Source organism: Paraburkholderia sp. FW306-2-2C-D06C, from assembly GCF_058781505.1.
On record NZ_JBYSWU010000021.1, the window covers coordinates 40955 to 58082 of the forward strand.

General features: G+C 62.3%; 14 protein-coding genes. 11 read left to right on the forward strand and 3 right to left on the reverse strand.

All coding sequences use genetic code 11. The features are described 5' to 3' along the window. Positions 1–268 precede the first annotated feature (268 nt). The 4 genes from AC3WLT_RS17695 to AC3WLT_RS17710 are packed head-to-tail and all read left to right on the forward strand — an operon-like array spanning position 269 to position 5567. Positions 269–2410 carry a TonB-dependent siderophore receptor gene (locus AC3WLT_RS17695; RefSeq protein ID WP_492592992.1) on the forward strand — a complete coding sequence of 714 codons (2142 nt, stop codon included), beginning with the start codon at positions 269–271 and terminating at the stop codon, positions 2408–2410. An 11-nt stretch (positions 2411–2421) separates the two neighbouring features. Next, positions 2422–3399 carry a PstS family phosphate ABC transporter substrate-binding protein gene (locus AC3WLT_RS17700; protein WP_492592993.1) on the forward strand — a complete coding sequence of 326 codons (978 nt, stop codon included), beginning with the start codon at positions 2422–2424 and terminating at the stop codon, positions 3397–3399. Between the two features lie 47 nt (positions 3400–3446). Beyond that, a complete protein-coding gene (locus tag AC3WLT_RS17705) occupies positions 3447–4487 on the forward strand; it encodes a PstS family phosphate ABC transporter substrate-binding protein (RefSeq protein WP_492592994.1) in 1041 nt (346 codons plus the stop codon). Positions 4488–4523: 36 nt separating this feature from the next. Beyond that, positions 4524–5567 (forward strand): PstS family phosphate ABC transporter substrate-binding protein, encoded by a 1044-nt coding sequence (locus tag AC3WLT_RS17710; RefSeq protein ID WP_492592995.1) that lies wholly within the window; start codon positions 4524–4526, stop codon positions 5565–5567. A 292-nt stretch (positions 5568–5859) separates the two neighbouring features. Here AC3WLT_RS17710 and AC3WLT_RS17715 read toward each other — a convergent pair whose 3' ends face one another. Together AC3WLT_RS17715 and AC3WLT_RS17720 are read right to left on the reverse strand one after the other, a co-directional pair. Continuing rightward, entirely contained in the window at positions 5860–7368 is a 1509-nt protein-coding gene (locus tag AC3WLT_RS17715; RefSeq protein ID WP_492592996.1) for a DUF3300 domain-containing protein, read from the reverse strand. Positions 7369–7992: 624 nt separating this feature from the next. Beyond that, the gene (locus tag AC3WLT_RS17720) at positions 7993–8688 is read right to left on the reverse strand and encodes a phosphatase PAP2 family protein (protein WP_492592997.1); all 696 of its coding nucleotides are present in this window, start codon (positions 8686–8688) and stop codon (positions 7993–7995) included. Between the two features lie 620 nt (positions 8689–9308). Between AC3WLT_RS17720 and AC3WLT_RS17725 the strand changes: the two genes are divergently transcribed. Together AC3WLT_RS17725 and AC3WLT_RS17730 are read left to right on the forward strand one after the other, a co-directional pair. Further along, a complete protein-coding gene (locus AC3WLT_RS17725; protein ID WP_492592998.1) occupies positions 9309–9734 on the forward strand; it encodes a CopG family transcriptional regulator in 426 nt (141 codons plus the stop codon). A 36-nt stretch (positions 9735–9770) separates the two neighbouring features. After that, positions 9771–10871: an extracellular catalytic domain type 1 short-chain-length polyhydroxyalkanoate depolymerase gene (locus AC3WLT_RS17730; protein ID WP_492592999.1), complete on the forward strand. Its 1101-nt coding sequence runs from the start codon at positions 9771–9773 to the stop codon at positions 10869–10871. An 89-nt stretch (positions 10872–10960) separates the two neighbouring features. On the opposite strand, the gene AC3WLT_RS17735 is transcribed toward AC3WLT_RS17730, so the two are convergent. Next, entirely contained in the window at positions 10961–12058 is a 1098-nt protein-coding gene (locus AC3WLT_RS17735) for an MBL fold metallo-hydrolase (protein WP_492593000.1), read from the reverse strand. An 83-nt stretch (positions 12059–12141) separates the two neighbouring features. On the opposite strand from AC3WLT_RS17735, the gene AC3WLT_RS17740 reads away from it, so the two are divergent. The 5 genes from AC3WLT_RS17740 (at position 12142) to AC3WLT_RS17760 (ending at position 17126) form a co-directional block, all read left to right on the forward strand. Then, positions 12142–12756 carry a TetR/AcrR family transcriptional regulator gene (locus tag AC3WLT_RS17740; protein WP_492593001.1) on the forward strand — a complete coding sequence of 205 codons (615 nt, stop codon included), beginning with the start codon at positions 12142–12144 and terminating at the stop codon, positions 12754–12756. A 156-nt stretch (positions 12757–12912) separates the two neighbouring features. Further along, on the forward strand, positions 12913–13878 hold the full coding sequence (locus AC3WLT_RS17745) for a LysR family transcriptional regulator (protein ID WP_492593002.1): 966 nt from the start codon (positions 12913–12915) through the stop codon (positions 13876–13878). 164 nt (positions 13879–14042) lie between these two features. Further along, on the forward strand, positions 14043–14534 hold the full coding sequence (locus AC3WLT_RS17750; RefSeq protein WP_492593003.1) for a cupin domain-containing protein: 492 nt from the start codon (positions 14043–14045) through the stop codon (positions 14532–14534). A gap of 37 nt (positions 14535–14571) precedes the next feature. Further along, positions 14572–15567, forward strand: coding sequence for a hydroxyquinol 1,2-dioxygenase (locus tag AC3WLT_RS17755; protein WP_492593004.1), 996 nt, complete (start codon positions 14572–14574; stop codon positions 15565–15567). A 95-nt stretch (positions 15568–15662) separates the two neighbouring features. After that, the gene (locus AC3WLT_RS17760; RefSeq protein WP_492593005.1) at positions 15663–17126 is read left to right on the forward strand and encodes an aldehyde dehydrogenase family protein; all 1464 of its coding nucleotides are present in this window, start codon (positions 15663–15665) and stop codon (positions 17124–17126) included. The last annotated feature ends 2 nt before the right edge of the window (positions 17127–17128 follow it).

A 17128-nucleotide genomic window follows, 5' to 3' on the forward strand; every position in this document is an offset into this window, starting at 1 on the left:
GGAGGCAGATCGGGACGACGGCTTACCTCGCCCGGGGAAGCGGCAGTCATTCTGTTCGAGTTCGTTGGTGTCGAGGTTGCGCGCGCGCAGCGACGGCGCCTGCCGGAAGCGCCACCCTATCGCGAGTCACCTTACAATTATTCGAAATCGTATTGCGAATAATTATCGTTAACGTTACGATGCGTTCCCTTACAAAACGCAAGGGTTAACGATGATTCCGCCAAGAGGTAAGCAGCTCCGCACAACCCTTCGTCCCGTTGTGCTTGCAGTGGCCCTCGTAGCGATATCGAGCCGCGCAGTTGCCGCCACGGACGAATCTCCCGCACTGGCGGCATCGGACAACACCTTGCCGGCCGTGAACGTCAAAGCGGTCAGGCCGACGGCCGACGCGGACGCGGACGCGGACGCCGAACGAGGCTATCAGGCACGGCGCGCGTCCGTCGCTACCCGCACCGACACGCCGCTTATCGACATCCCGCAGGCCGTGAACGTCGTCACGCAGCAGTCTATTCAGGATCGCCAGCCGGACAGCCTCGCCGAAGCGCTCGAAACGGTTCCCGGCGTGCGCATGGGCAACACGCTGGGCGGTACGCTCGACGCCATCGTCAAGCGCGGTTTCGGCGATAACCGCGACAACTCCATTCTTCGCGACGGCATGCAGTCGGTGCAGCCGCGCAATTTCACGCCGACGACCGAGCGCATCGAAGTGCTCAAGGGACCCGCGTCGATGCTCTATGGCATTCAGGACCCCGGCGGCCTGATCAACGTGGTGACGAAGAAACCGGAACTGGAGGCCGCGCACTCGGTGTCCGGATTCACCAGCAGCTACGGCGGCGGTGGGGCGCAAGCTGACCTGACCGGTCCAATTGGTACGTCGGGGCTGGCTTACCGGTTTATCGCGGATCATCAGCGCACCGACTATTGGCGCAACTTCGGCTACAACCGGCAGGACACCATCGCGCCGTCGCTTGCGTGGTTCGGCCGCAGCACCACGGTCATGGTGCAGTACGAGCACATGAGCTATGCCGTGCCGATCGACCGGGGGACCATCATCGATACACGCACAGGAAATCCCGTTGCGGTGTCCAAGAAGGAGCGCTTCGACGAGGCCTATAACATCTCGGCCGGCCGTTCCGATGCGCTCAATGTGCGCGTCGATCAGAAGCTCGGCGCGGACTGGACGCTGCATGCGGGTTACGGCTGGAACCGAACCTACTATAACGACCAGCAAGCGCGCATCATCTCGCCGAATTTCACCACGGGCGTGCTGACGCGGCGGGTCGACTCGACCCAGAACGGCGTGCAATCCACGCACAACCTGACCTTGAACCTGGAAGGGAAGGTGACATGGTTCGGCATGCGCCACGACATCCTGACGGGCTTCGACTACATGCGGAACTATCGCGTGCTGGCGGATCTTTATCGGGGGAAGAACAACTCGCAGTTCAATATGTACGCGCCGGTCTACGGACAGTTGCCGGCTACGTATACGCTTTCTGCCGCCGACAGCAACCAGACCGACAAGCTCATCGATCGCGGTGCATTCGTCCAGGACGCCATTCATTTCGGTGACCGATGGATCCTGCTGGGCGGTGTCCGCTATGAAAGCTTCCAGGAGCTGACCGGCAAGGGCCGGCCGTTCGTTGTCGGCTCGACGCAAAGCGACAGCCGCTTCGTGCCGCACGCCGGGCTCGTCTACAAGATCACGCCGCAATGGTCGACCTACGGCAGCTATGGCGAGTCGTTCCGCCCGAACACGTCGATTGCGACGCCCATCGGCACGTTGCCGCCGGAGCGGGCCAAGGCGTTCGAGATCGGCACGAAGCTGGAAACCGACAGGCTTACCGGCACCATGGCGCTCTTCGATATCCGCAAGCAGAACATCCAGACCACCGAGACGATCAACGGCATCAACTACACGCGCAACGCCGGCCGAGCGCGCTCGCGTGGTCTTGAACTCGATGTCAACGGCCAGCTCACCGACCACTGGAGCATGATCGCCAGCTATGCGCTGACCGAGGCGCGTTATCAGGACGATCCGAAGCTCGCTGGCAATCCGCTGCCGAACACGCCGAAGCACCAGGGCGCGTTCTATCTCACCCGCGACTTCGGCAACGTGGAAGTGGGACCCGCGTCCGGTCGCGTGCGCGCAGGCGGCGGCGTGCGGGTGTTCAGCAGCATGGCCGTCGGCGACGGCACCGGCAAGGTCTATCACTTGCCCTACGGCCGTGTCTTCGATGCGTTCGTATCGTGGAATTCGCACATCTTCGGGCAGTACATCGACTGGCAGTTGAACGCGCGGAACCTGTTCAACACGACTTACTACACCGGAAGCTGCTGTACGGGCACGCCGTTTGTCAGTATCGGCGAGAGCCGCCAGGTCATGCTCTCCGCCAGGCTCGACTTCTGAAGATGATCGAAATGCCTATGCGATTCTTGCGCCGTGTCGCGCTGTTTGGTCTGCTGGCGCTGGGCGTAACACAAGCGTCAGGCGGCGCGGAAAATTCCGGTTATCTGATCGACGGTGCGATCCGCACTGCCGGTGCGGAGCACGGCGATTTCATCGTCGATGGATTTAATCGCCTCTACGTGCAGGCGAATCCGGGCGCCACGTTCGCCGCACCGTTGAGCGGGACGAGCAGCGCGATGCCATGGCTCACGTATGGAAAGGTCCTGCTCGCGCTGATGGGACGCACGGCGACCCGGCAGGAAACCGATGCTTATCAGGCCGCGAACGGCGCGCTGCCGCTTGAGATCCGCATCGCGCATACGTCGGACAACGCGACAGAAGACCTCTCATATTCGCTTGGCATTTATGTGAACCGCGCGAATCCGATCGAGAACCTGACGCCGGTTCAGGTCGCGAAGATGTTGTCCGTCGGCAATGCTGGCGGCGACTATTCGCGCTGGGGACAGCTCGGTCTCACAGGCGCCTGGGCGCCGCGCGCGATCCATCCTTACGGCACGCCGGAATGGACGGGCATGGGTGTTTACATGCAAACCACGCATGTGGATGGACGGCCGTTTTCCGCCGCCTACGAACAGCATGGGAGCACCGCGGACATCCTCGTGCGTCTCGCCGACGATCCCGCGGGCATCGCGTTCGCGGGCATCGGCCGTGGCAACGAGCGGTTGAAGCAAGTGGGCATCGTGCCGGTCGATGGCGGTACGCCGATGCGCGGCAGCCGCGACGAAGTCGCGTCCGGCCGCTACCCCTACGGCCGATATCTATACGTGTATGTACGCAAGGTCGCCGGTGAGCCGCTCGATCCGGTGGCGCTCGCGTATTTGCGTCTGGTGCTCTCGCCGGCGGGACAGGCGGTGATCGCTTCGCAGCCGGGCGGCTACATCCCGCTCACGGATCAGGAACGACATGACGAACTGGAGAAACTGAAATGATGCTTGAGGTCACTCGCAATTCGGTTGACCGGCCCACGGCGCGTGCGATGTTATCTTCTGCCGTGCTACACACCAGTTTACTCACCGCGTTGCTCACCGGTTGTGCTACCGGTACGAGCAGCACGACGTCTCTCCCGACGGTCGATGCCGCGCTCCCAACGTATCGGCCGACGCCGGTTCGCATCCCCGATAACGCCCGCTACGTAACGGATTCGGGCGCGATCCGGGTTGGCGGCGCAGAACATGTGCAGTTCATCGTGGAGCGTTTCAACGCGCTGTTCTCGCAAACCCACGCCGACATCCGCTTCGACAACCAGGCAAAGGGCACCACAAGCGCCATCCCGCTGGTCACGTACGGCGTGATTCCGTTCGGGCCGGTGGGACGCGGCATCAATCCCTCGGAAGAGCGGGCGTACAAGGAAGCCGTCGGCGGTGCGCCGATCGAAATTCGCGTGGCCCATGCATCGAACGATACGTCGAAGCATCTCGCCACTTCGCTCGCGGTGTACGTGAACCGCGCGAATCCGCTGGAGCGGCTGAGCGAGGAGCAGGTGAGCAAGATCCTGTCGATCGGCAATGCAAACGGCGACTATTCACGCTGGGGACAACTGGGGCTGGGCGGTGTGTGGGCATCCCGCGCGATCCATCCTTACGGCACACCGGAGCACACTGGCTTCGGCGACTATCTGCAAGCAAACCACTTGCAGCGGCGCAAGCTCGCGCCCGACTCCGAACAGTACGGCGACACGGGCGCGATCCTGCATCGTCTGGAGCAGGACCCTGCCGGCATCGCGGTGGCGGCTATCGGACGTGAAACGAAGAGCATCAAAGCCGTGCCGATTATCGGCAGGAATGGACACACGACAACCGGCACGCCCGCCGAGATCGTCAGCAATGCTTACCCGTATGGGCGCTTTCTCTATTTCTACTTGCGGCGCGTTCCAGATCAGCCGCTCGATCCGCTCGTGGCTGAATACATGCGCATGGTGCTGTCGCGGGAAGGGCAGCAGATCATCGCGTCCCAGGCGAACGGCTATATGCCGCTCTCGGCGGACGAGGCGAGAGCAGAACTCGCCAAGCTGAACTGAGTCGTGTCGATGGACAAACAGGGAACCGGAAAAGTCATGTTGAAGAAGCGCTCCAATTATTCTCGTCGCACCGCTGCGGTTATCGTCGTTTTGACGGGACTTACCACCTGCGCGATTGCCTCAGCGGCCAGCGACCTCGCGGTTCCAGCCCATGCTTCTTATCTGAATCCGGCGGGAGCGGTTGTTATCGCAGGCGACGACAACATGAGCGGACTTCTGCGACAACTCGATCAATTATTCGTGAGAAGTCACCCGCAGTTCAAATTCGATCTCGATCTGAAGGGCGCTTCGGCTGCATTACCCGCACTGACCGCCGATGTCAGCGCACTCGCGCCCATCACGCGCGACGCGTTCGGCGGCGAACGCGCCGCATTCAGGCAGGTTCATGGCCGCGATCCGGTGACGATCCGTATCGGCTACGCGGGATACGGAGTGGGTGAATCGATGCACAATCCCGCATCGGTTTTTGTCAACCAGCGCAATCCGCTGCCGGGTCTGACGCTCACTCAGCTTGCGCAAATTTTCACATCGGGCGCCGAACAGGGCGATATCAATCTCTGGTCGCAGATCGAAGGTGCGACGTTCCCGCCGGAATGCAGCAAGCGGCGCATTCACCTCTACGGTCGACGCGACGACGGCGGCGCGACGACATCCATGCGACAGGCGAAGCTGGGCAATCATCCGTTCGCCGCCACCTATGAAGCCTTCGACACTTCCGATGAGGTCCTGAATGCGGTTGCCGAGGATGTGTGCGGCATTGGTATTGTCGGGCCGAAAGATGCGCCGAAACCGCCGGCAAAAGTGAGAACGCTTGCCCTTGGAACGGAAGCGGGAAAGCTCTTCACACCCACCTACGATAACGTTGCGAAGGGCAAATATCCGCTCGCTTCGTTTGTCCAATTTTACGTGAATCGTGCGGATGGAAAACCGCTGGAACCGTGGATGAAGGCGTATCTGGATACTGCGCTTTCGGACGAGGGGCAGGCGTTGATTGCATCGCCAGTGCTGGTTAAGGGCGGTTTTGTGCCGTTATCGCCGAAGGATCTTCAACGTGAACGTGACAAGCTCAAGTCGATGTAGGACGGAAGGACCTTAACTTCAACAATGATTTCGCTTCATACGAGCAAAGTTAGCGTTGCCGATCAAACGTTCAAAACGAAGTTGTGTAGTTACAGACGCGCTTTTTTCCTCGACGACTCTCGATCAGCCTGATCTGTTCATCAGCTTTTGCAACCCGATTCCGGAGGACGTGTGAACGCGCGGATCCGGTCCGGGCTGCCGCTGGCCGTCCATCGTTGCAGGTTCGATACGTCAGACGCCTGTGCCGGATGCGCTGTTCGTGGTTGTCCGCAGGCGACCGATACGCCGCTCTTCAGTGTGTCCTGGCGCCGTCCGACGTCGCCGGCCGCGCCACCCCGCCCGCAGGACGGAATACGGGCGCTGGCATGCCGCTGACGCGTCCGGGCATGACTGGCGCCTGCATGCCAAGGCCGCGACCGGACGGTACGAAGCCTGGCGCGACGTGCGGCATCACCACAGCGGTTGGCCGCGGCATCGGGTGCGGCATCTGCGCTGGAGGCGCCCGCAGTACTTGAGGCGCCTGTACGTGGTGCACCTGCGGTGACAGAGGTTCCTGTGCGCGCGGCGCCCATACCTGAGGCATCTGCTCATGAGGAACCTGCGGCGTCGGTGGGACCTGCGCGCGGGGCGCCGTCCATACCTGAGGCGTCTGCGCGTGAGGAACCTGCGGTGGCTGAGGTACCTGTGCGCGCGGCGCCGTCCATACCTGAGGCATCTGCGCGTGAGGGACCTGTGGCGCCGGCGTCACCTCTGCGCGGGGCGCTGTCCACACCCGAGGCATCTGCGCATGAGGACCCTGCGGCGCCGGCACCGGAGCCGCCTGCGGATGCGCGCCCCCCGGCATCCCCGCGACGGCCGGCACGGTGCGCGATGAAGGAACGGCCAACGCTGCCGGATTTCCGCGCAAAGCCGGGCGCGCATCCGGCGACGCGGCGTTCGACACAAACCGGCTCTGCACGACCGGGTCGCGGTACGGAACGCCGTGCCGATGCCACGGATCGTGCGTCCACTCGACTCCCGACGGCCGATGGTGGCGGTTCAGATCGGCGAAGCGGTCGCGGTCGAGGTCGACGTGGTGCCGATGCCAGTCACAATGCTCCCAACCCCACAGCGGAACGACTATGGCTACGCTCACCCAGCCGAAGCCGAACGGACCGGGCACCGCGTCGTAGAAGTTATTTGGGAAATAGTAGGGCGGATAAGCGGGATAAGGCCAGGCGCCATAGGCGGTCGTCGGGTTGTAGACCGGAACGTAGACGGTGTCTGCGCTGGCGGGCTGAATCGTGATGTCCTGCCCGACCTGGTTGACCGCCTCCTCCGGTATCGACTGCAGCGTGCCTGCCGCCTGCGCACGCTGGCGAAGGCGCTGGATCGAATCCATGACCGCCGGCTGGCTGGCCAGAAAGGCGTCGCCAATGCGCTCGGTCCACTCGAGGTTGTCATCGAGCATCTTCAGCACCTGCGGAAACGGCACGAGCGACTTCACACTCGGATCCCAGGGCTGCTGCTCGAGCGCGTCAGTCAACTGCCCGCCCTGGAGCGCCGCGTTGCCCGGCTGCTGAACCCAGCGATCGGCTTCGACGACTTCCAGCGGATAGGTCGCCGCCATCAGGATCTGGGCGACCAGCGGATCAGGATAGAGCGCGATCGGCGCGAGCATTTGATCGAACTGCTCTGCCGTCAACGGCGCGGCGGCCTGCGGCGCCGGCTGGACCTCGCTCTCACCATGCACTCCCGATGATGCTCCGAGGATCAGGCTTGCCAGCATCCCGGCGAGAATCCGGAACATGGTGGACTTCATCTTCCCTCCTCGCAAGGCGCGATCCACGCAGATCGGCTGCGGATCGCCCTCGAACCAGACATCGCTGGTCTGTTGTACTTTTGACTCCGTTCGAACGTGCGAATTCGCGAACGCGGGGCTGCTGCCCGGTCGAAATCGTTACCGCTGTTACAGTTCCACGGAAAGAACGATCGGGACGGGTGGCAAATTCCAGCGCCGCCCGCGCGATCGGATTCCAACGCGGGGATTGCGCCGTCGTCAGGGCGATTGCATTGGGAAGTTGGGATGCGCGGTGCGCAGCGTCGAACGCTCGAGGTCGGACCGAATCGTGAGTGACGCCCGGCCTGCGGCGCCCTGCGCGCCGGGTGCCGAAACGAGAGGCGCGCGTCTAGCTACAACTGGTTGTATATGAATGGCACTTCCACGCCGAAAGGGGATCTCCGTTCGGCAAGACAGTGAACGGCGGGTCGATTACGGCCGACCGCATCGGGCAGTAGTCGGCCAATAAGTGGCGCCCGACTCAATCTCGAGGTCGTTTGCCATTAAGTGTGCGAATCGTATTTAAATCTGTCCATCCGTCATGCTTGCGCCGAAGCTCACGCTATTGCCAGTAGTTGCCGGGCCGATAGCTGCGCGCACGGGCAATCACAGTGCTTTTGAAACCGACTGCCCGAGCAGTAGTATTTCGTCAAACTGGGTTATTAATTCGAAACATAAGAGAAATGCCAACGTATAAGAGGGTCCGGGAAATCTGTGAATCCATCGCAAGATCGGTGCTGCAAAACGCGTTCTAACAGAGTCCCGAGTCATTACGTAGGTGATGATAATCCCGATCGCCACCCCCGCGAGTACGTCGGTCGGATAGTGCAAGCCGAGATAAACGCGCGGCAGGCATATAAAGATCGCGGTGTACAAAAGCGCGAGCACGCCGACGCGGCGCCAGACGAGAAAAATTCCTGTCGCGACTGACATCCACAGCATCGCGTGGTCGCTTGGAAAGGAACTCCAGGTGCGCAGTACCGCCTCTCGCAGACCGGCTGATGGAAAGTGCAGGTGCAGTTCGAGGTTATAGATCGGCCGCGCCCGAAATGGCAAGTAATGGGCGAGAAGCCTGCCGATTGCGAGCGCCAGGAGGCCACTCGCAATCGTCGCGATGACCATTTCACGCTCCCATTCACCACGCTGACTGGGTTTGAACCATATCCACCACAAAATGGGTACGAGCACGAAGCCCTTGAATGTATATAGGCCCGCGATAACCCTTATCGCGTGGTTAAGCATGATCGAGCTAAAAGCGATGTGCGTCAGGAAAGTCTGGATTGCTGTATCGAAACTGTTCATTTCGGCACCTCCTCTTAGACTTATAGCTATAAGAATGCCTAGCTTGCGCAAGCTGACGCCCATTTTAACTCAACCACAAGTGAGCCAAGTATGCCACCCTAAAAGTAAGGCAAAAAAATAAAAAACAGAAGCCGGAAAAGAAGTATTAACCATTATCAGAAGTGTGTGCGCTACTCGCCTCACGGTTGCACCGATATGCATCACGGCAGACAGCCAGCATCCGTTCGCGACGGAGGCCGAGGCGTTCATGGCAGGTACAGCTCCTGGGCAGCGGTTAGTCGACGACACGCTCGTCCCGTGAACGTACTCAAGGACTGTGATTTTGAAAGATCTGGGAGCAGCTTCAGAGGCGGGTCGGGTTATCTTGAATCAATGTCCGCTTCGTAGGAGCGGTGAACGTCGCCTTCAGGGTCGCAGCCGATCGCCTGATCATGAGTTTCGAGCTACGTATGCCCATCGCATAAGACAGCATCCGGGCCATGAAGAGATAATCTGCAACCACTCCCAAACGGCCGAAGTTCGACGGGAAGCTGCCGAGCGCACCGACCCCAAATTTTAATGTTGCGGCGCACCCAAAATCATCCTATAACCATCCATATGGATGGCAAGAGGATGGCTAAATGAAAAAAACGGCGTTACCCGACACGACGCGGTCCAAAGGTGGCGACTCGGAAAAAATCACGATCAACCTTGGCCCGGTTGATCTCGGGCAGATCGATCTTCTGGTCGAGGAAGGCTTTTATTCGAACCGGACCGACCTGATTCGCACGGCGATTCGAAACCAGCTCGCGCTGCATGCGCAGGTCGTCCGGGAAACGATTACGCGTCGTGCGCTCGTGCTCGGGCTGCAGCATTTCTCCAGGCAGGATCTCGAGGCGGTACGCGCCGCGCACGAGCGCCTCAACATTCAGGTGCTGGGACTGGCCAGCATTGCCGCCGACGTCTCACCTGAGCTCGCGCTCGCGACCATCGAGAGCGTCGTGGTGCTGGGAGCCTTTCACGCTTCGCCTGCCGTCAAGACGGTGCTCGCCGATAGAATCCTCTAGCCGCGCGACGCCCAACCCGATAACCGGACAAATGCGATGAACCTGAACGAAGGCTTCCTGCACTCAATGCGCGAAGCGATGACTTTGCTGCGTACCCGCGGCCCTGCCGAAGCGACAGCAGTGATACAACGCGCGCTGCGAGGCGAGACCGCTGGCGCGGCGCACGATACCGTGTCGCGTGAGAAGGCGCCGGAACCGGTCATCTTCCCGTTTGCCGAGGCAAAGGCGAAGGAAGCCGCCGCGCATACGGCGCGGGAAGTATGCATCGACGTGGAGGATCGCGGACATTTCAGCACGCTTGCGTATTCGAATGCCGCCGGGCGCCGTCGATATCGGCTGTATGTGCCGGCGGGGGACGCCGGCGAGCCGCTCCCGCTGATTGTGATGCTGCACGGCTGCACGCAGGATGCCGACGACTTCGCGGCAGGCACGCAGATGAATGCGCTTGCCGAGCGGCATCGATGTCTCGTGGCGTATCCGGTACAGCCACGGCAGGCCAATCCGTCGAAGTGCTGGAACTGGTTCAAGCCCGACGATCAGCATCGCGAGCGCGGCGAGCCGTCATTGATCGCAGGCATCACACGCGAGATCATCGCGGCCCACAACGTCGATCCTGCGCGCGTGTACGTCGCGGGCATGTCCGCCGGGGGCGCAATGGCGGCGATCATGATCGCCGCGTATCCCGAGTTGTATGCCGCAGCCGGCGTGCATTCCGGTCTCCCCGCGCGGTGCGCGCACGATTTACCCTCCGCGCTCGCGGCGATGAAAGGCGGCAAACGCCCCCGAGGGGCACGGTGCGCGAAGCGCGATACAGACTCACCGCAACGGCCCATGATCGTCTTTCATGGTGACGCCGATGCCACGGTTCACATAGCGAATGCCACGCGGATCGTGCACGGCTTCGACGCACGGCCGGACGCCGGCAGCGAAGGGCGTCGGGTCGACGCGGGCCGACGTGCCTGTACCGTCTCGCGGCTGGTTTCCAGCGACGGTGTCGATGCGGAGTTGTGGACCATTCATGGCGCGCCGCACGCGTGGGCGGGCGGCAATGCGCGAGGCAGTTACACGGACCCCACCGGTCCGGACGCAAGTGCCGAAATGCTGCGCTTCTTTCTTGATCATCCGCAACGGCAATAATGCGGTTCGCTTGCGTCTGCATACACGTGATTGCGACGGAGTGGCGTCCGTTTTGCATGCAGCAAAGACCTGCCCAGTATCCGCTTTGTCTATGGCGTCAATCGCGACAATGATCTTGTGGGCACGATCTCGGCGACTTCGCGCCACCACCGCTCACCGCGGTGCGGCGCGGCCAGATCCAGCCGCTCTCCCATGCGCGGCGTCGCGAGCGGAATGCCGTGTGCGGCGGCGAGCCCCATCACGCGCTCGAACGGTTCCTGCCAGCGATGCATCGCCAGATCGAATGTGCCGTTGTGAACCGGCGCCAGCCAGCAGCCGCGCAGATCGAGGTGCGCCTGTACGGTTTCGTCGGGCTGCATGTGGACGTAGGGCCATTGGGCGTCGTAGGCGCCCGTTTCGAGCAGCGTCACGTCGAATGGACCGAGCCGCTCGCCGATGGTCCTGAAACCGTCGAAGTAGCCCGTGTCGCCGCTGAAGAACACGCGCAGATCGCCGTCGACGATCACCCACGAGGCCCACAAAGTGCTGTTGCCGTCGAAGAGACTGCGGCCGGAGAAATGCTGGGCAGGTGTCGCGGTGAACGCCAGACCGTCGATCTCGACACCTTGCCACCAGTCGAACTGGCGGACCTTCGACGCATCGATACCCCACTCGATCAGCCGGTCGCCAACGCCCAGCGGCGTCAGAAATACGCTCGTCGTACGGGTGAGCGCGAGCACCGTCTCGCGGTCCAGGTGGTCGTAGTGGTCGTGCGACAGAATCACGCCGCGCAGCGGCGGCAAGTCGGCGAGCGCAATGGGTGGTGCATGAAAACGCTTTGGACCGAAGCGCCGGAACGGCGATGCACGTTCGGCGAAGACCGGGTCGGTCAGCCAGAACTGCCCGCGCAGTTTGAGCAGCATGGTCGAATGCCCGAGGCGATACAGACTGCGGTCAGGCGCCGCGTCAAGCTGTTCGCGCGTCAGCGCGTCGACCGGCAGGGTGCTTGCCGGCGCAGTGCCCTCCGGCTTCCTGAACAACAGATTCCACGCGATGCTCAAGGTCTTGCCGATTCCTTCGGCGGGACGCGGCTTGACGTTACGAAAGCGCTCGCCGTCATGCTGAACTGACGAGTCGAACAATTCACGCCCGCGTCGCGCTGTTGTCAAGCCCAAAGCGCGGCGGATAGAAGCGGTGAACGATGTCATATAAGGCGTCCCGAAACGGAAAGTAGACTGCTCAGTGTAGTTTATTATCGAAAAAAGTAAACTGCCTGGTGTAAAATTTAACGATGAATACCAGTGCCAGCCCGCTACGCCTGACCGACCGCAAGCGCGCCGCCGTGATCGGAGCGGCCATAGAGGAATTTCTCGCCGCCGGCTTCGACGCGACCAGCATGGACCGCATCGCCGCCCGCGCGGGCGTTTCGAAGCGCACCGTCTATAACCATTTTCCGAGCAAGGAAGCGCTATTCGCGGCGATCCTCCGGCAATTGTGGGACTCGAGCGACACCGGCAAGGCGCCCGCTTATTCCGACTCTCAGCCGTTGCGCGCGCAGTTGCTCCAGTTGCTGTTGAAAAAGCTGAGCCTTTTAAACGACGAGGCATTCCTGTCGCTCGCGCGCGTTGCGATCGCGGCAGGCATTCATTCACCGGAGCGCGCGCGCGACATGGTGGCCCGCATGGGCGAGCGCGAAGAAGACTTGACCGTGTGGATACGTGCAGCCGCTGCTGCTGGCCGCCTCAAGACATCGGACCCGACGTTCGCCTCGCAGCAGTTGCAGGGCCTCGTGAAAGCGTTCGCTTTCTGGCCGCAGGTGACGATGGGGCAGCGCCCCCTCAGCAAAGCTGAACAAAAGCAAGTCGCGGAATCCGCCGCCGATATGTTTCTCGCACGCTATGCGTGAGTGGCGTGTACGCAGTCGATGGGGTGGTCTCAGTTTTGCCGGCTTCGCGGCGTCAGTTCGAGCGGACACGGCGACCCGGCGCAACAGCGCCCCGCAAACAGGATTACACTTCAGCCGCATAACAGGGCCGCGGGCACAGCGGCCACAGGAGACAGCATGGACCTCTTCATGTCGATGGAAGCGTTCGTGCGGGCCGCGGAAGCGCAGAGCTTTGCCGGCGCCGCGCGCCAGTTGGGCGTCGCCAAATCGATGGTGACCTCGCGCGTCAAACAGCTCGAAGACCATTTCGGCGTGCCGCTGTTTCATCGTTCGACGCGGGCCGTGCGCCTGTCGGAACTCGGCGAGACTTATTACCGCGAGTGCGCCGAACTGGTCAACAAGGTTCACGAACTGTCCGGACGTTCGCGCGGCGATCCGCAAGCGCTGGCCGGCACGCTCAATGTGCACGTGCTGCCGGGCTTCGCACTCGGGCATTTTTCGCAGACGCTGATCGAATTCCGCGCCGCGTACCCACGCGTGGAATTCGTCGTGACCGTCAGCGACCGGGTCATCGATCCGGTTCAGGAAGGCTTCGATCTGGCGTTGCAAATCTATCCGCCGGCGTCGAACCTGCTGGTCGAGCGGCGTCTGTTTCCAGTACGCGGCGTGCTATGCGCAGCGCCTGGCTACCTGAAGGAAGAGCCGCTGATCGAAACACCGCTGGATTTGCTGCGGCACGACTTCGCCCGCTATTCGTACTACCCGTGGGGCGACAAGTGGCCGCTGATGCGCGGCAACGAGTGCTTCGAAATCGCGCTGAATCCGGTGCTGAAAACCAATAGCGTGCATCTGCTGCTGGAGTTCGCGCGAGCCGGCGCAGGCGTCGTTTATTTGCCGACCATGGTCGCCGCCGCCGATCTGTTGGAGCATCGTCTCGAACGGGTGCTGCCGGAGTACGCGGCGCCGCCGCTGTGGCTGTCGGCGGTGTATCCCGCCTCGCACCGCTCGACCACCAAGGTCAAGGCTTTCGTCGACTTCCTGCGCGCGCGCTATCTGCGCGAGCCGCAGTGGGACAAGGCGCTCGGCATTGCGCCGCCGGACGACGAGACCAAAAGCGTCGGCGAGGAACTGGCCGAAGACTGAGTTCAGCCGGACGCCCGTCCGGGTTCGCCACCAGGTAGTTTCCCTGGCGGGATTCTGATGCACCTAGGGTTCGCGTTTCCCGACCCTCGGAACATTGCTGTTGCGCCTGCCGCCACTTAATCTTCGATGCAAGCAACGCATTCGTAGATCAACTGGAGGCAGACATGCAACAGACCTGGTTCGGCAGCCTGGACAATTTTCGGAAGGGCTCCATCGAAATCATCAAGGGCAAACCGGAGCACTACGCCATGTCGAATGTGTTCGACGTGGCGAGCCGCGCTGAGCCCTATGAGAAAGTCGTCGTCGGCAAGAATCTCAAGTACGTGATCGAGACGCTGCGCGCGGAAGGTTCGTCGCCGTGGTTCGCCGCGTCGCATGACGAGTTCGCGGTCGTGCTCGACGGCGAGATCGACGTCTACTTCATCAAGCCGTCGGACGGTCCGCTGGTCGACACGCGGACCGAAGGCAGCGTGCGGCTCGAAGGCCAGCCGCCGGGCCAGGCGATGGGCTACGTGCGGCTACGCCGCGGCCACCAGGCGCTGCTGCCCGCGGGCGCCGCCTACCGCTTCGAAGCGGTGACGAAAGGCGTGCTGCTCGTGCAGACGATCCTCGGACGCTATTCGGTCGAGAAGTGGGCCGACATCTGCATCCACTGATTCCCGCTACACGATCGATCCTCTTCTGGAGCCCGTCATGGACAAAGCCAGCACCCTGCAAAACGTTACCGCGAGCGAGGCCGATCCGGTCACCGGCTATCGCGTGTTCCGCCTCGGCGATTTCGAATTCAGCCGCGACGCCTATTTCGCCACCGTCAGATGGCCCGCCAAAGGCCAGATCCGCTCGCACCAGATGCACGCCGACGACTTCCTGCGCGCGATGATGCGCGATGTGGCCTGGGGCTTCTTCTACGGCTGGGTCAACTTCGACGAAGTGATCGGCACGCGCAATCACTACGGCAAGGTCGACATGTACGCCGGCGCGTATAACGCGAACCTCAAGGAAGCGGGTGTCGACCACATGCAGCAGTTCGACACGCCGCTCATCATGGCGACCTTCAAGGCGATTCTGAAGGACTGGGTCAACGAAGGCTTCGATCCGTTCGCCGCGCCCGAAGAAACCGGCTCCGCGTTCGGCACGAAACACGGCGACAACATCGCGGCGATCGAGCGCACGCGGATCGCGACCAGGCGCATGCCGGGCCTCGAAGGCGACTCGCCGTTGCGCGACGACTTGCCGGTCAACCGCCAGTTCGCCGATGTGGTCCAGGATGAACCGGAGATTCACGCGGAGCCCGGCTTCGAGAACGCGCTGCATGCGTTCAGCCTCTTCAAGTATCTGTCGCGCTCGGACGTGACGTGGAATCCGTCGGTCACTTCCGTGTGTCAGCAAAGCCTGTTCTGTCCGACCACCGAGGAATTCGTGCTGCCGGTGTTTCATGGCAACGACCGCGTCGAGTGGTTCCTGCAACTGTCCGACCAGATCATCTGGGATGTCGCGGATAAGGACAGCGGCGAGCCGCGTGCGCGCATCACGATGAACGCGGGCGATATCGCCGCGATGCCGGCCGACATTCGCCATAAGGGCTACTCGCAGAAGCGTTCGATGCTGCTGGTGTGGGAGAACGCCACGCCCGATCTGCCGAAGCGCTACGAAAGCGGCGAACTGCCGCCGTATCCGATCCAGATGTAACTCGCCGGCATTCCCCCCGATCGCTGATCGAACGGCGCCGGACTGCCGGCGCCGCGGGGGATGTCAAGTCCAGGTTTTACTTGCGCGGGACTGATATGCAAACGCAACTCTTCATCGGCGGCCGCTTCGTGCCGGCTGCCAACGGCGAAACGCTCGCCTCCCTCAATCCGCACGACAACTCGGTGATCGCCGAAGTCGCGATGGCCGGACCCGCCGACGTCGACCGCGCTGTCGCAGCGGCGAAAGCGGCGTTTCCGAAGTGGAGCAATCTTGCCGCGATGGAGCGGGGGCGCCTGCTGCTCAAGCTCGCCGACGCGATCGAAGCGAACGCCGACGCGCTCGCACGCCTCGAATCGCTCGACACCGGCCACCCGATTCGCGACACGCGCAATCTCGACGTGCCGCGCACCGCGGCCACGTTCCGCTATTTCGGCGGTATGGCCGACAAGTTCGAAGGTTCGGTGATTCCGGTCGAGCAGGGTTTTCTGAACTACCTGACGCGCGAGCCGGTGGGTATCGTCGGGCAGGTGGTGCCGTGGAATTTTCCGCTGATGTTCACGAGCTGGAAAATGGCGCCCGCGCTCGCGGCGGGCAACTGCGTGATCATGAAGCCCGCCGAACTCACGCCGCTGTCGAGCCTCGCGATTGCCGAGCTGATGGCGGAAGTGGGCTTCCCGGACGGCGTCGTCAATATTCTGCCGGGTTTGGGGCAGGTGGCGGGCCAGTACATCGCCGAGCATCCGGAGATCAGCAAGGTCGCTTTCACCGGCTCCACAGCGGTGGGCCGCAAGATCGTGCAGGCGTCGAGCGGCAATCTGAAGAAGGTGCAGCTCGAACTCGGCGGCAAGGGCGCGAACATCGTATTCGGCGACGCCAATATCGACGCCGTCGTGCAAGGCTCGGCGTTCGCGATCTTCCACAACCAGGGGCAGGCGTGTATCGCCGGCTCGCGGATGATCGTGCATGAATCGATCGCCGACGAAGTGCTCGAGAAATTCGTTGCGCTCAGCCGCACGATCAAGATCGGCAATCCGCTCGATCCGTCGACGGAAATGGGCCCGCTCACGTCGCGCCAGCATCGCGACCGCGTGCTGTCGTTCGTCGATGTCGCGCGCGAGCAGGGCGGCCGCGTGCTGGCGGGCGGCAAGGCGCCGGACGACACTGCGCTCGCGAACGGCTGCTATGTCGAACCGACCATCGTCGACGCGAAGCCCGAGCATCGGGTGTCGCAGGAAGAAGTGTTCGGCCCGTTCATGACCGTCACCCGATTCCGCACCGACGAAGAAGCGCTCGCCATCGCGAACGGCACCGAATACGGTCTCGGCGCCGGTCTCTGGACACGCGATTTGCAACGCGCGCATCTGCTCGCTCGCGAGATTCGCGCCGGCATGGTGTGGATCAACTGCTACAAGCGCGTGAGCCCCGCGTCGCCGTTCGGCGGCGTCGGCGCGAGCGGCTATGGCCGCGAGATGGGTTTCGAAGCGATGCGCGAATACACGCAGCCCAAGTCGGTGTGGGTCAACGTGGATGCGCAGATTCCGCCTTACTACCCGCGCTGAAC

Coding starts and splice junctions, on each gene's coding strand:
- AC3WLT_RS17700 (WP_492592993.1), top strand. CDS start 2,422: ATGCCTATGCGATTCTTGCGCCGTGTCGCGCTGTTTGGTCTGCTGGCG.
- AC3WLT_RS17705 (WP_492592994.1), top strand. CDS start 3,447: ATGTTATCTTCTGCCGTGCTACACACCAGTTTACTCACCGCGTTGCTC.
- AC3WLT_RS17710 (WP_492592995.1), top strand. CDS start 4,524: ATGTTGAAGAAGCGCTCCAATTATTCTCGTCGCACCGCTGCGGTTATC.
- AC3WLT_RS17715 (WP_492592996.1), bottom strand. CDS start 7,368: ATGAAGTCCACCATGTTCCGGATTCTCGCCGGGATGCTGGCAAGCCTG.
- AC3WLT_RS17720 (WP_492592997.1), bottom strand. CDS start 8,688: ATGAACAGTTTCGATACAGCAATCCAGACTTTCCTGACGCACATCGCT.
- AC3WLT_RS17725 (WP_492592998.1), top strand. CDS start 9,309: ATGAAAAAAACGGCGTTACCCGACACGACGCGGTCCAAAGGTGGCGAC.
- AC3WLT_RS17730 (WP_492592999.1), top strand. CDS start 9,771: ATGAACCTGAACGAAGGCTTCCTGCACTCAATGCGCGAAGCGATGACT.
- AC3WLT_RS17735 (WP_492593000.1), bottom strand. CDS start 12,058: ATGACATCGTTCACCGCTTCTATCCGCCGCGCTTTGGGCTTGACAACA.
- AC3WLT_RS17740 (WP_492593001.1), top strand. CDS start 12,142: ATGAATACCAGTGCCAGCCCGCTACGCCTGACCGACCGCAAGCGCGCC.
- AC3WLT_RS17745 (WP_492593002.1), top strand. CDS start 12,913: ATGGACCTCTTCATGTCGATGGAAGCGTTCGTGCGGGCCGCGGAAGCG.
- AC3WLT_RS17750 (WP_492593003.1), top strand. CDS start 14,043: ATGCAACAGACCTGGTTCGGCAGCCTGGACAATTTTCGGAAGGGCTCC.
- AC3WLT_RS17755 (WP_492593004.1), top strand. CDS start 14,572: ATGGACAAAGCCAGCACCCTGCAAAACGTTACCGCGAGCGAGGCCGAT.
- AC3WLT_RS17760 (WP_492593005.1), top strand. CDS start 15,663: ATGCAAACGCAACTCTTCATCGGCGGCCGCTTCGTGCCGGCTGCCAAC.